Source organism: Ruegeria sp. HKCCD4884 (genome assembly GCF_013110855.1).
Lineage (GTDB): Bacteria > Pseudomonadota > Alphaproteobacteria > Rhodobacterales > Rhodobacteraceae > Ruegeria.
The window spans coordinates 373416-385723 of sequence record NZ_WVRJ01000002.1 but is presented as its reverse complement, the minus strand read 5'-3'; the positions used below and the strand labels follow the sequence as shown (position 1 = coordinate 385723).

Genomic DNA, 12308 nt, shown 5'->3' with positions numbered 1-12308 from the left:
TCCTTGATCACGAAAGGGAAGGGGCGGGCGATCTGGCCCGCCCCTCTGAATTCGTTTGGTCGACCTTATGCCGGCAGGTCGCGATCCAGTGCTTCCAGCGAACCTTTCCGCGGGGTGCCGTCTGCTTCGGCTGGCAGTTCGATGTCCGCACATGTTCCGGCGTCAACCAGGGTCCATGCGTTGCCCTGATAGTCAACGGTCGAGGTGCCCGCGCATGTGGTGCCGGGGCCTGCGGCGCAGTCGTTCTGACCGGCCAGCGATACGCCATAGCATTTTTCTTTGGCTTGCGCGGTTGCTGTGGTTGCAGCGCCCGATACGGCGGCTGCGACTGCGGTTGCGATAACCAGGGACTTAGCTGTGTTCGACATCTCGGTAATCCTCTTGATGACAGGGTATGTCTGCTTGTGACACTGACAAAACTAGTGGCTTGTCGGCCAGAGTTGAATTCACGAGCCCGTGTCTCACAAGCGCGTCAGGGGGCGGCACGCCCTCTTGAAGCCTAATACATTGTTTTTGATGAATAAAGAGTGAAATGTTACAATCCGGCCCCGTTTCAAGGGCCGGATTTACAGCGATATGCCGCTGATTGTTACAGCAGATCTGGTGGTGTTGCGGCGTGCGAAAGCTCATTTGTTACAACATCAAGCGGTTGAACCTGCGTCTGTTTTTCACCCAGACGCCGGACGCTGACGGTGCGTTCTTCAACTTCGCGGTGACCAACAGCCAGAATCACCGGCACTTTGCCAACCGAGTGCTCGCGGACCTTGTAGTTGATCTTTTCGTTGCGAATATCTGCTTCGGCCCGCACACCGACGGCGCGCAGGGTTTCAACAACTTCGGCAACATAGGCGTCGGCCTCGGACGTGATCGAGGCGACAACGACCTGCCGCGGGGCCAGCCAGAAGGGCAGCTTGCCTGCGTGTTCCTCGATCAGAATGCCGATGAAACGTTCGAACGAACCCAAAGTTGCCCGGTGCAACATCACAGGGCGGTGTTTGCCGCCGTCGGCGCCGATATAAGTCGCATCCAGACGTTCAGGCAGAACAAAGTCCACCTGATGCGTTCCGCATTGCCAGTCACGGCCGATTGCATCGGTCAGAACAAATTCAAGCTTCGGGCCGTAGAACGCGCCTTCACCGGGGTTGAGTTCCGGTTCGATCCCCGCCGCACGGGTCGCGCTGAGCAGGGCGGCTTCGGCCTTGTCCCAAACCTCATCCGATCCAGAGCGCTTTTCGGGCCTATCCGAAAATTTGACCGAGAAGTTTTCGAACCCGAGGTCTTTGTAGATTTCGGACAGGAAGCGAATGAATTCGGCAGTTTCGGATTCAATCTGATCCTCGGTGCAGAAGATGTGCCCATCATCCTGCGTAAAGCCGCGCACGCGCATGATACCGTGTAGGGCACCTGACGGCTCATAACGGTTGCACGATCCGAATTCCGCCATCCGCAATGGCAGGTCACGATAGGACTTCAAACCCTGATTGAAAATCTGCACGTGGCACGGACAGTTCATCGGTTTCAGAGCGTTGATCGCCTTTTCACGCGCATGTTCCTCGTCCACTTCGACGATAAACATGTTTTCCTGATATTTGTCCCAGTGACCCGAGGCTTCCCACAGTTTGCGGTCAACGACCTGAGGGGTGTTGACTTCGACATAGCCGCCTTTGCGTTGCTGGCGGCGCATGTAGTCCTGCAATTGCGTGTAGACGGTCCAACCGTTGGGATGCCAGAAGATCTGGCCGGGGGCCTCTTCCTGCATGTGGAACAGGTCCATTTCACGACCAAGCTTGCGGTGGTCGCGTTTGGCAGCCTCTTCCAACATGTGCAGGTGGGCTTTCAGCTTTTCCTTACCTGTGAAGGCCACGCCGTAGATGCGCTGCAGCATCGCGCGGTCACTGTCGCCACGCCAATAGGCGCCAGCGATTGACATCAGCTTGAAGGCGTCGCCCGGCACCTGGCCGGTGTGTTGCAGGTGCGGGCCACGGCATAGGTCCTGCCAATGGCCGTGCCAGTACATGCGCAGCGGTTCGTCGCCTGGAATGGATTCGATCAATTCGACCTTATAGGGTTCGTTGTTGGCCTTATAGAATTCGATCGCGCGGTCACGGTCCCAAACCTCGGTGGTCACGGGGTCGCGCTTGTTGATGATCTCTTTCATCTTTTTCTCGATCAGGCCGAGATCTTCGGGCGTGAACGGCTCGGCTCGGTCAAAGTCATAGTACCAGCCGTTTTCGATCACGGGACCGATGGTGACCTTTGTGGCGGGCCAGATTTCCTGAACGGCACGCGCCATGATGTGCGCCAGATCGTGGCGGATCAGCTCATTGGCCTGTACTTCATCCTTCATGGTGTGGATGGCGATCTGGGCGTCAGCGTCAATGGGCCATTGCAGATCCCAATGCTGGCCGTTTACCGTGGCCGAGATGGCCTTTTTGGCCAATGAAGTTGAAATATCGGCAGCCACCTGCGCAGGTGTAACGCCTGCGTCATAGTTGCGTGCATTGCCATCGGGAAAGGTGAGAGAGACGGATTTTGAATCCAGGGCCATATCGGCTCTCCTCGTCGGTTTGGCGCCCACTGAACGCCCGGTTGCGGGTTATTTGCGTTCGGCTCGTTTGGCAGGTGGTTGATCCTGTGTCAAGGGCAGGAGCGAGGGGCCAGCCCCTCGCGCACCCCGAGGTATTTTGAGCCAGATGAAGAGGGATCCGGGAATTGCACTTGGGTACGTGGCGTGCATGATGCTGCGAAAGGAAAGAGGATTTCATGGCAGCAACAAATTTTCTGGAGACGGCGCAAAGCCGCCGGTTGGCCTATCACAAAAGTGAGGGTGCGGGCCCGACCATCGTTTTCCTGGGCGGGCTGATGTCGGATATGGAAGGCACCAAGGCGGTTCATCTGGAGGCCTGGGCACAGGCGCGAGGGCAGGCATTCTTGCGGTTTGACTATTCGGGGCACGGAGAAAGCTCGGAAGCATTTACCGATGGGTGCATCGGCGATTGGCACGAAGATACTGTAGCGACCGTGACGGCGTTGACTGATGGGCCGTTGATTGTTGTGGGATCCTCCATGGGTGGGTGGCAGGCGTTGTTGTTGGCTAAAGCGATGCCGGACCGGATTGCGGGCATGGTCACAATTGCTGCTGCGCCGGACTTCACAGAAGACGGCTACTGGGCGGCATTCAGCGATGAACAAAAGGCGATGCTGGATAAAGTTGGTCACGTGGAACTGCCTTCTGACTATATGGAACCCTACATCATCACCAAACAAATGATCGAAGACGGGCGGCAGCGGTTGGTTCTTCGGGATCCGCTTCATCTGCCCTTCCCGGTGCGTTTTCTTCAGGGAACGGCGGATACGGCGGTGTCGACGGAAACCGCAGTGCGGCTATTGGATCACGCGACCGGGCCGAATATGCGCCTTTTGCTGGTCAAAGATGCGGATCATCGCTTTTCGGACGGCCCCTGTCTTGGGCTGATTGAAGACGCGGTGCTGGATGTGGTGGGAGGCGTCTGATGCAGCGTTTGGGCTGGTTGCTTGGGCGGTTTCTGTTGGCGCTGATTGTCTTCGGCGGCCTAATCTATTGGTTTGGGCCGCGTGAGGAGGTGGATTTGCACCCAACATTCGACTCTCGCAAGTTTGGTGAAGGTGTTCAGGTCTATTTCGAAAGCACTGAATCAGCCTTTGGCGATATTGTTCCGGGCGTTGAGAAGCGTGTGGACTGGCAGAAAGGTTTCAAGGAGCAGCGCACACCTTACTCTGTGCTCTATATCCATGGGTTTTCCGCAAGTTCCGAAGAAATCCGTCCGGTGCCTGATCTGGTCGCCGATGCGCTTGGGGCAAACCTTGTCTACACGCGCCTGCAGGGTCATGGCCGAGATGGATCTGCCATGGCGGAAGGCACGGCGTCAGGTTGGATGCAGGACACTGCCGAAGGGTTGGCTGCGGCACGGGCGGTTGGCGACAAGGTGATCGTTATCTCAACCTCTACCGGTGGTACTTTGGCAGCGGCTGCAGCGCTTGACGCGGATCTTAGCAAAGATGTTGCCGCAATGGTCTTTGTGTCGCCGAATTTCGGTGTGAATACTGCCGCGGCGTGGGTGCCGACGCTGCCTTGGGCCCGGGATTGGTTACCGATCCTTATGGGGCCAGAGCGTGATGTGTCCGGGCCGGATCCAGAGAAGAACACGTATTGGTCCGCCGTCTATCCTTGGGAAGCCGTCGTTCCGATGTCCGTTCTGGTTGATGTCGTTTATGCGCTGGATTTTTCCGATGCTCTGGTGCCAGCCTTGTTTTGGTTTTCGGACGATGATCAGGTTGTGCGTCCCGACAAGACACATAAAGTCGCCGAGGCCTGGGGCGCATCAGCAACGGTCGAGTTGGTCACAATGGGGCCAGGAGACGATCCCGCATCACATGTCATTGCCGGGCGGCTGATGTCGCCGGGGCAGACCGATGCCGCCGTTGCGGGTATCCTGACTTGGTTGAAAGAACTGGGGATAGAGTAAAGCCCAACCGAAATTGAGGAGGCAAAATGCGAAAGCCGGGCAGCATGTGGAGTCTAGAGACCTTGGGTCGCGTTCGCTTGTCCCGGCATTTCTTCATGCGCGATTTTCTGTATTCGGAGATCGGCAATTTCCACCAAAAGCAGAATATTCCCGACAATCCGGACCTGGCGCTCGAGACGGGGCGCGCGTTTTGCGAAACACTGCTGGACCCGTTGGAGGAAACCTTTGGCCGTGTCGCCGTGCGATCGGGGTACAGGTCGCCGTCGTTGAACCGTTTCGGCAACGAAAACCGGCTGAACTGCGCCCGCAATGACAACCCGCTGGAATGCCATATCTGGGATCGAGGCGAAGGCGATGCGCGAATTGCAGGAGCTTCTATCGTGATCCCTTGGTTTGCAGATCACTACGCGCAAGGGCGGGATTGGCGGGATCTGGCGTGGTGGATGCACGATCATCTGATCTATTCCGAGATCTGGTTTTTTCCCAAGCTTTGTGCATTCAATTTGGTGTGGCGGCCCGAGCCGCTGCGCAGGATTGACAGTTATATCGACCCGCGGGGCTGCCTGTTGAAGCCGGGGGCCGAACCCGATGAAGACAGGGCCAAACGTCAGCTCCGGTACGCGGATTTCCCTGCGTTTCGCGGAATTGCCTATCCATAAGGTTTCCCTTGCTCGATTGTGGCAAACCTTTCATCCTGACAGAAAAGGGAAGGGCTCGGAAAACCGAGTAAATGGAGGCCCCGCGTGATCGAGCCGCTGGTGTTCTTGCCTGGGTTGATGTGTGATGCCCGACTGTTTCGCCCTCAGATCGAGCTGTTGTCGCGTGCGCGGTCTGTGACTGTCGCACCTGTGTCTGGCGGCGAGCGCATTGAAGAAATCGCCTCGGGGTTGCTTGACCAACTACCACATCGTTTTGCGCTTGCCGGGCACAGTATGGGCGGCGTGGTGGCCTTGGAACTGGTGCGCAGGGCGCCGGAACGGATTTCTCGGCTGTGTCTGATGGCCACTGATGCGCAGGCCGATACACCGCAAATGGCGGCCAGTCGGGAAGATTTGATCATTGGTGCGCAAGGCGGTCGTCTGGAAGAGATGATGCGCAAACTTGTAGGATCCGATGCCTTGGCGCCGGGGCCTCGGCGCATCCCCATTCTTAACGATTTTTTAGCGATGGCACAGGGGTTGGGTGCCGAAGTGTTCGTGCGCCAGATGCGAGCCTTGCAACGCCGCCCTGATCAGCAAGCGGCTTTGCGGAAAATCAAGGTGCCTACACTGGTGCTGTGCGGCGCACATGACACTCTTGCACCGGTCAGACGACATTCGTTTATGGCTGATTTGATACCGGAGGCCGAAATGCTTGTTCTTCAAAACGCAGGTCATCTTTTGACCCTTGAAGCGCCTGACCACGTGAACGAAGCCCTGCAAACTTGGCTAAATGCTCAACTGCGGTTCGACTATGGATAGAGCGCTGCGCGTTCGTCTTTAGTTATCAGCAAGGGCGTCGCAACGGGTTCGCGGGATTTCGGGTCGAAAAACGTTGTCTTCTTCCAGCGCCCGGAAAGGCGCGAAGCTGCAACACGGCGTATCAGGCCGAAGGCCGCAAACCTGATTTTCTCGTGTTTCTGTTTTCCATCGGGTTGAGGCACAAATCCGCGGGTTGTGACGGGACCCAGGACCGAAATGTCATCGGTGATCCTGCAAACCAGAAATCCGGCAAAGGGAAAACTTGCGCGTGGTGGCGTTGTTGCCAGCGGGGCATTGCAGCAACTGGCGTACCATCGCAGCATCCCGTTGGGGCCAAGCTTCATTGCGGCCAAAAATTGACTGCCGGAGGAGATTTCGATCTCTTCCGGTGCCATCTGCAATATGTCGACAGGTCCGGGGGCTGGGTCCGGTTGTTTGAAATACAGCTGTGCGGCGCGGCAATCGTGGCAAAAACAGGAGACATGAGTCCCTTGCCGAACACCCCTTGCGGAAATGTGCCCCTGCAACTTTCCGCACTGGCAGGAAAAGGCGAGGCCGCTATGCGCAGGCTCGCTCATTCCGTTTTACGCGACTTTATTGGTGTTGGCAGCGCGGCGACGTGGCTTGCGGCTGTTTTCATTCATGAAATCAATCACAAGCGGGCGGATGTTGTCACGCCAGCTGCGGCCTGCGAAGATGCCGTAATGACCTGCGCCGGGTTCCACATGGCTTGCCTTCTTGCTGTCAGGCAGGCCGGTGCACAGATCAAGCGCGGCGATACACTGACCGGGTGCTGAAATATCGTCATTTGCCCCTTCGACAGTTTTCACCGCCACATCCGTGATCTTGGACATGTCCACCTTGTGACCGGCGACGACAAACTCATTCCGCGCAATCTCGCGGTTCTTGAAGACACGCTCGACAGTCGAAAGATAAAACTCGGCGGTCATGTCCATGACGGCCAGATATTCATCATAGAACCGGTTGTGGGCGTCCATGTCCGAGGCTTCGTCCCGGATAACGCGTTGAATCTGATCCGAAAAAGCCTTGGAATGGCGTTCGGCGTTCATCGACATGAAAGATGCAAGCTGCAACAGGCCGGGATAGACCATGCGACCGACGCCTTTGTATTTGAAGCCGACACGCTGGATCATCGTTTCTTCCAACTGACCCATGGTCACGCGCCGTCCGAAATCAGTCACGTCGGTGGGGGTCGCATCAGGGTCGACCGGGCCGCCGATCAAGGTCAAGGTGCTGGGTTGTGCTTTCGGTTCCACTTCGGCCAAATAGGCTGTGGCCGCAAGGGTCAGAGGGGCCGGTTGACAGACTGCAACAACATGCGTTTCTGGGCCCAACTCTTTCATAAAATCGACAAGATAGAGGGTGTAATCCTCGACATCGAACTTGCCCGCAGACACAGGGATATCGCGCGCATTATGCCAGTCGGTAATGTAGACTTCGCAATTGACCAGAAGGCTTTTGACGGTCGAACGCAGAAGCGTTGCGTAGTGGCCCGACATGGGCGCAACCAGCAGCACCTTGCGCGGTTGTTCTTCGCGGCCGTTGACGCGGAAATGGACCAGATCGCCGAATGGGCGTTCCAGAACTGTTGCAATCTCAACCAGGTGGTCCTTGCCGTCTTCGCAAGTGAAGGTGCGGATACCCCAGTCAGGTTTCACAACCATGCGCTGGAACGTACGCTCAGTCACCTCACCCCAGGCGGCCATCCAGTTGAAAGCCGGGTTGGGCACCATCGAAAACATTGGGTAAGAGGCCATCGCGCTGGCCGTCGCACCAAGCCATTGGTTGGTGTTGCGCATGGTTTCCATAAGGTCGTAGGTCATCATGTAGCGCATAAATGGGGCCTCCTGAGTGTCAGTCTGAAAGTTCGGACCATTCGTCGCTTTGCCCCCCAGCACCCACGACGTTATTCTGCATAGCAGCGAGGTTAGGGGGGAATTGTTAAAATGACAACTAGCGAAGACCAAATGCCAGACGTATCAGACGAACACATTGAACGCCTTAAAGAAAATATGGACAAGGTCGAGCAGCTCTCGAAGCGATTGATTGAGGTCATGGCTACTAAAAAGCCGCATACCCCCGCGCTGGATGGCCCGAATCAAGAGCTTTTCGCACGAGCAGCAACGGCATATTGGGCCGAAGCTTGGCAAAATCCCGCCAAACTGTTGGAACAGCAAATAGAATTCTGGGGAAAGTCTGTTCTGAACTTTGCTGAAGCGCAGCAGGCATTGACCCAAGGTGAAGTGGAAGATGAAAACTCCACCCCCGGAGACAAGCGTTTCTCGAACCCCCTATGGGAAACCAACCCCTATTTCCGTCTGATCCGACAGCAATACCAAACCAACGCGCAGGCCATTGCACAAGCTGTCGCCTCGGTCGACGATCTGGATGCCAAGGACAAACAGCGCTTGCAGTACTTTTCGCAGCAGATCATCGACATGATGGCCCCCACCAATTTTCTGGCAACAAACCCTGATGCCCTGCAAAAGGCGGTTGAGACCGAAGGCCAGTCCTTGATTCAGGGATTGGAAAACCTTGTTTCCGACTTGGAGGCCAATGATGGCGAATTGGTTGTAAAGCTTGCGGATGAAAATGCGTTCGAGGTTGGCGGAAACCTGGCGACCACACCGGGAGACGTGGTGTTCCGCAACCGGATGATGGAGCTGATCCAGTACAAGCCTGCAACGGAATCCGTGTACGAGACGCCGATCGTCCTGTTTCCGCCCTGGATCAACAAGTTCTATATTCTGGACCTGAAAGCGCAAAACAGCCTGATCAAATGGATCACCGATCAAGGCTACACCTTGTTCGTCGTCAGTTGGGTTAATCCAGACGAAAGTTATGCCGAAACCGGCATGGAAGATTACATTCAGGACGGCTTTTTGACGGCAATCGACGTCGCCAAGAAGATCTGCAAGGTCAAGCAAGTCAACGCGGTCGGCTATTGCATCGCGGGCACGACGCTCAGCCTCACCTTGTCGTTGTTGAAACAGCGCGATGACAAGTCGGTCAAATCGGCCACGCTGTTTACGGCGTTGACGGATTTCTCTGATCAGGGTGAGTTCACACCTTTCCTGCAGAACGACTTCATCGACGGTATTGAGGAAGAAGTGAACAACGAAGGTGTCCTTCGCTCGTGGATCATGGCGCGTACCATGTCGTTCCTTCGGTCGCGCGACCTGGTCTATGGGCCGGCCATTCGCAGCTATATGATGGGAGAGGTGCCTCCGGCGTTTGATCTGCTGTACTGGAACGGCGATGGTGCGAACCTTCCCGCCAAAATGGCTGTGCAATATTTGCGTGGCCTGTGTCAGCGCAATGAGTTCGCAACGGACGGTTTTGACTTGATGGGCCACAAGCTGACGTTAAGCGACGTGGATGTGCCCTTGATGGCCATTACCTGCGAGACCGATCATATCGCTGCCTGGAAAGACTGTTATCGCGGTGTCCAAAAGATGGGCTCGCGGTCGAAGACTTTCGTGGTTTCAGAGTCGGGCCATATCGCCGGTATTGTGAACCCGCCGAGCAAGAAGAAATATGGGCACTACACCAATCCGGACTTGAAAGCGGACTCTGATACTTGGCTGAAAGAAGCAGATTTTCACCAAGGATCGTGGTGGCCCATGTGGGACGCTTGGCTGAAGAAACGGTCGGGGAAACAGGTGCCAGCACGCGATGCAGGCGATTCGGGCCATCCAAGCCTTGCACCCGCTCCGGGGACCTATGTTTTGGCGAATCCAAACGCCTGATTTCATTTTGAAACTTAAATTTTTCTGCGCTGCAGCAAGAAAAAACTTGCAATGCTGCGGCGCAGCAATCATATTGTCCTCAAGCTGATGAAGCCCGGGGTGGGCCCGGACCGGCTAAAAGGATTAGGACAATGGCAAAGACCCAAGACTTTAGCGCGATCATGAAAGACATGATGGGCGCATTCCCGGTGGACACCACCGCAATGGAAGACGCATTCAAATCGACCGCTTCGCTGAACGAAAAGCTGTCGGGTGTTGCTCTGGAAGCTGCTGAGAAATCGGCTGAGATCTCGAACAAATGGACCAAAGAAACTCTGGCCAAACTGACCGAGATGTCGAAAGCAAAGGCAGAACCTGCTGATTACGCAAAAGCGGCAACCGATTTTGCAAGCGCGTCGGCTGAAGTTGCAGCTGAAAACCTGGCTGCTTTCGCTGAAATCGCGAAAAAAGTTCAGACCGAAACCGTCGAGCTGCTGATGGCTGCTGGTAAAGACGCTGCAGAAGAAGCAACTGCTGCTGTCAAAAAAGCAACCAACGACGTGACCACTGCTGCTAAGAAAGCCGCAGCGGCCAAGTAAGAACGTCCGCGAAGCGCACCCAATCCTCCCATGAGGTGCAATCGCGTTGGGCAGGTCGATTGACCTGCCCTTTCTTTTTGTGCTGCAGTCGCATAACCTGTGCTGCAACGCATCATCCTTGGGGAGGGTACCCGGTGTCGGACCAAGAAAAACCGCTGCTGATCAAGCGCTATGCCAGCCGTCGGCTGTATAACACCGAGACCAGCGATTACGTGACGCTCGAAGATATTGCGGGCTTTATCCGCGACGGGCGTGAGGTGCAGATTATTGACCTGAAAACCGGGGATGACCTGACGCGGCAGTATCTACTGCAAATCATTGCTGAACATGAAAGCCGGGGTGAGAATGTGCTGCCGGTGAACGTACTCAACGATCTGGTCCGCAGCTATATGGTGCCGGGCGGGGGCATGATGCCGCAATTCCTGCAGAGCTCGTTCGAGATGCTGCGCGAAAGCCAAAGCAAGATGATGGAGAACATGAGCGCCATGAACCCGATGTCTCAGATGCCGGGTTTCGACGCGCTGCAAGCGCAGCAACAAGCGTTCTTGAAAGCCATGACCGGGGGCTTGTCCGGCGGATGGTCTGCGCCTGACGCGGAAGAGGAAAAGGCCGAGCCGAAAGAGGATCTGGATGATATCAAGAAACAGCTGGCAGAGCTTCAGCAGAAACTATCCAAGCTGAACTGATATCGAAAAGAAAAGGCCCGCAGTCAAGTGGGCCTGTTTTTTTAGGTGCCATAGACCGGCATCGGGCCGGTCACTTCACCCACCGAGGCCAAAATAATATCCGCGATCACATCCAGCTCCTCGCGCGTCAGTCGCACAGGCAGGCGGACGTCACAGGCTTTCATCAGCATAGCGCGCGTCTGCGGCAATTCGAATGTTTCAGGAAGGAACTGCCAGTTCCAGAAGGCGCGGGCATTGTCCTCGCTCAGACCAAAGACCTGAACTTTTACGCCGCGTGCCTCGGATGCGGCGGCAAACGCGTGAATCTCGGCCTCGTCCATCCCAACAAGATTGAACTGGATCGAGTCGGGTGCACGCCGCTCAGGTGCCAGCGGTGCGGGAACATCGATATAGGGTGAGGTGTTCAGGCGTTCAGCCACATAGTCGTGGTTCGCCAGACCGTCGCGCACACGGCGCGCAAGTTCAGGGATCTGAGGACGGATCACCGCCGCGCTCAGATTACTAAGGCGTAGGTTATACAGGGGCAGTTTGTTCTGCCAACGGGCAAACGCCTGTTCCAGTTCAGGCGAGTTATCGCCGTGCGGAGTTTTGTGCTTCTTCCAGTTATGCTCATACGCGCCGGACATGATGACAGCGCGGGCCACCAGATCGGCATCGTCTGTGACCAGAATGCCGCCTTCGCCTGCGTTGATCATCTTGTAGGATTGGAACGAGAAACAACCGACCTTGCCGATCGTACCAATATTGCGGCCATGCCACGTGGTGCCCAGCGAATGCGCAGCGTCTTCGATCACTGGAATGCCGCGCGCGTCGCACAGGTCCATTATTGCGTCCATGTCGGATGTATGTCCGCGCATATGGCTGATGATCACGGCCTGTACGCCGTTCAGCTTGACTTCGAAATCGGCCATGTCGATGCGATAGTTTTCGCCCACTTCGCAAAGTACGGGGATGCAATCTGCATGAACGACGGATGACGGCACTGCTGCGAAGGTAAAGCCTGGGATCAGAACGCGCGAGTCGCGGGGTAAATCCAGCGCCTTGAGCGACAGGAACAGCGCAGCCGAGCAGGACGATACAGCAAGCGCGTATTTCGAGCCCAGCAATTCCGCGAACTCAGCTTCCAGCAAGGCCACCGGGGCGTCTTGCGGTGCGGTATAGCGGAACAGATCGCCTGATTGCATCAAGGCGTCGATGGCTTCGCGGGCTGCTGCGGGGATGGGTTCGGCGTCATGGACGTTTGGTGGAAGCGTCATATTTGGATTTCCCGAATTCTATCTTTGGGAAAGATAAAGGTAATCACATGGCA

The 12308-nt window shown here is 56.2% G+C and carries 12 protein-coding genes; 7 read left to right on the top strand and 5 right to left on the bottom strand.

Features of this window, described 5'->3' with window-relative positions; all coding sequences use genetic code 11:
* Positions 1-65: 65 nt before the first annotated feature.
* Entirely contained in the window at positions 66-368 is a 303-nt protein-coding gene (locus tag GS636_RS04290; protein WP_171090883.1) for a DUF2282 domain-containing protein, read from the bottom strand.
* A gap of 221 nt (positions 369-589) precedes the next feature.
* Complete coding sequence (thrS, locus tag GS636_RS04285; protein ID WP_171668567.1) at positions 590-2548, bottom strand: threonine--tRNA ligase; 1959 nt, start codon at positions 2546-2548, stop codon at positions 590-592.
* Positions 2549-2763: 215 nt separating this feature from the next.
* Here thrS and GS636_RS04280 point away from each other — a divergent pair, with 215 nt between their 5' ends.
* The 4 genes from GS636_RS04280 to GS636_RS04265 all read left to right on the top strand — a co-directional run bounded on the left by GS636_RS04280 (position 2764) and on the right by GS636_RS04265 (position 5965).
* Entirely contained in the window at positions 2764-3513 is a 750-nt protein-coding gene (locus tag GS636_RS04280) for an alpha/beta fold hydrolase (protein WP_171668566.1), read from the top strand.
* Positions 3513-4505: a carboxylesterase gene (locus GS636_RS04275; RefSeq protein ID WP_171668565.1), complete on the top strand. Its 993-nt coding sequence runs from the start codon at positions 3513-3515 to the stop codon at positions 4503-4505. Before GS636_RS04280 ends, GS636_RS04275 begins: the two co-directional genes overlap by 1 nt.
* Positions 4506-4549: 44 nt before the next feature.
* Positions 4550-5164 (top strand): hypothetical protein, encoded by a 615-nt coding sequence (locus tag GS636_RS04270; protein WP_171668642.1) that lies wholly within the window; start codon positions 4550-4552, stop codon positions 5162-5164.
* 84 nt (positions 5165-5248) lie between these two features.
* Positions 5249-5965 (top strand): alpha/beta fold hydrolase, encoded by a 717-nt coding sequence (locus tag GS636_RS04265; protein WP_171668564.1) that lies wholly within the window; start codon positions 5249-5251, stop codon positions 5963-5965.
* Here the strand turns inward: GS636_RS04265 and GS636_RS04260 are convergent.
* Together GS636_RS04260 and phaZ are read right to left on the bottom strand one after the other, a co-directional pair.
* On the bottom strand, positions 5956-6543 hold the full coding sequence (locus tag GS636_RS04260) for a DUF6151 family protein (protein ID WP_171668563.1): 588 nt from the start codon (positions 6541-6543) through the stop codon (positions 5956-5958). The genes GS636_RS04265 and GS636_RS04260 overlap by 10 nt on opposite strands.
* A gap of 6 nt (positions 6544-6549) precedes the next feature.
* A complete protein-coding gene (gene phaZ, locus GS636_RS04255; protein ID WP_171668562.1) occupies positions 6550-7821 on the bottom strand; it encodes a polyhydroxyalkanoate depolymerase in 1272 nt (423 codons plus the stop codon).
* Between the two features lie 111 nt (positions 7822-7932).
* On the opposite strand from phaZ, the gene GS636_RS04250 reads away from it, so the two are divergent.
* From GS636_RS04250 to phaR, 3 genes are all read left to right on the top strand, one after another.
* Complete coding sequence (locus GS636_RS04250; protein ID WP_171668561.1) at positions 7933-9735, top strand: alpha/beta hydrolase; 1803 nt, start codon at positions 7933-7935, stop codon at positions 9733-9735.
* Between the two features lie 131 nt (positions 9736-9866).
* Complete coding sequence (locus tag GS636_RS04245; RefSeq protein ID WP_171090867.1) at positions 9867-10313, top strand: phasin family protein; 447 nt, start codon at positions 9867-9869, stop codon at positions 10311-10313.
* Positions 10314-10447: 134 nt separating this feature from the next.
* Positions 10448-10999 (top strand): polyhydroxyalkanoate synthesis repressor PhaR, encoded by a 552-nt coding sequence (gene phaR / locus GS636_RS04240; protein ID WP_171185965.1) that lies wholly within the window; start codon positions 10448-10450, stop codon positions 10997-10999.
* A 41-nt stretch (positions 11000-11040) separates the two neighbouring features.
* On the opposite strand, the gene GS636_RS04235 is transcribed toward phaR, so the two are convergent.
* Positions 11041-12255, bottom strand: coding sequence for a DegT/DnrJ/EryC1/StrS aminotransferase family protein (locus GS636_RS04235; protein ID WP_171668560.1), 1215 nt, complete (start codon positions 12253-12255; stop codon positions 11041-11043).
* Positions 12256-12308 lie beyond the last annotated feature (53 nt).

What these genes read in the sequence shown, in the direction of transcription:
- GS636_RS04290 (WP_171090883.1), bottom strand. Translation starts at nt 368, where the DNA reads ATGTCGAACACAGCTAAGTCCCTGGTTATCGCAACCGCAGTCGCAGCC.
- thrS (WP_171668567.1), bottom strand. Translation starts at nt 2,548, where the DNA reads ATGGCCCTGGATTCAAAATCCGTCTCTCTCACCTTTCCCGATGGCAAT.
- GS636_RS04280 (WP_171668566.1), top strand. Translation starts at nt 2,764, where the DNA reads ATGGCAGCAACAAATTTTCTGGAGACGGCGCAAAGCCGCCGGTTGGCC.
- GS636_RS04275 (WP_171668565.1), top strand. Translation starts at nt 3,513, where the DNA reads ATGCAGCGTTTGGGCTGGTTGCTTGGGCGGTTTCTGTTGGCGCTGATT.
- GS636_RS04270 (WP_171668642.1), top strand. Translation starts at nt 4,550, where the DNA reads ATGTGGAGTCTAGAGACCTTGGGTCGCGTTCGCTTGTCCCGGCATTTC.
- GS636_RS04260 (WP_171668563.1), bottom strand. Translation starts at nt 6,543, where the DNA reads ATGAGCGAGCCTGCGCATAGCGGCCTCGCCTTTTCCTGCCAGTGCGGA.
- phaZ (WP_171668562.1), bottom strand. Translation starts at nt 7,821, where the DNA reads ATGCGCTACATGATGACCTACGACCTTATGGAAACCATGCGCAACACC.
- GS636_RS04250 (WP_171668561.1), top strand. Translation starts at nt 7,933, where the DNA reads ATGACAACTAGCGAAGACCAAATGCCAGACGTATCAGACGAACACATT.
- GS636_RS04245 (WP_171090867.1), top strand. Translation starts at nt 9,867, where the DNA reads ATGGCAAAGACCCAAGACTTTAGCGCGATCATGAAAGACATGATGGGC.
- GS636_RS04235 (WP_171668560.1), bottom strand. Translation starts at nt 12,255, where the DNA reads ATGACGCTTCCACCAAACGTCCATGACGCCGAACCCATCCCCGCAGCA.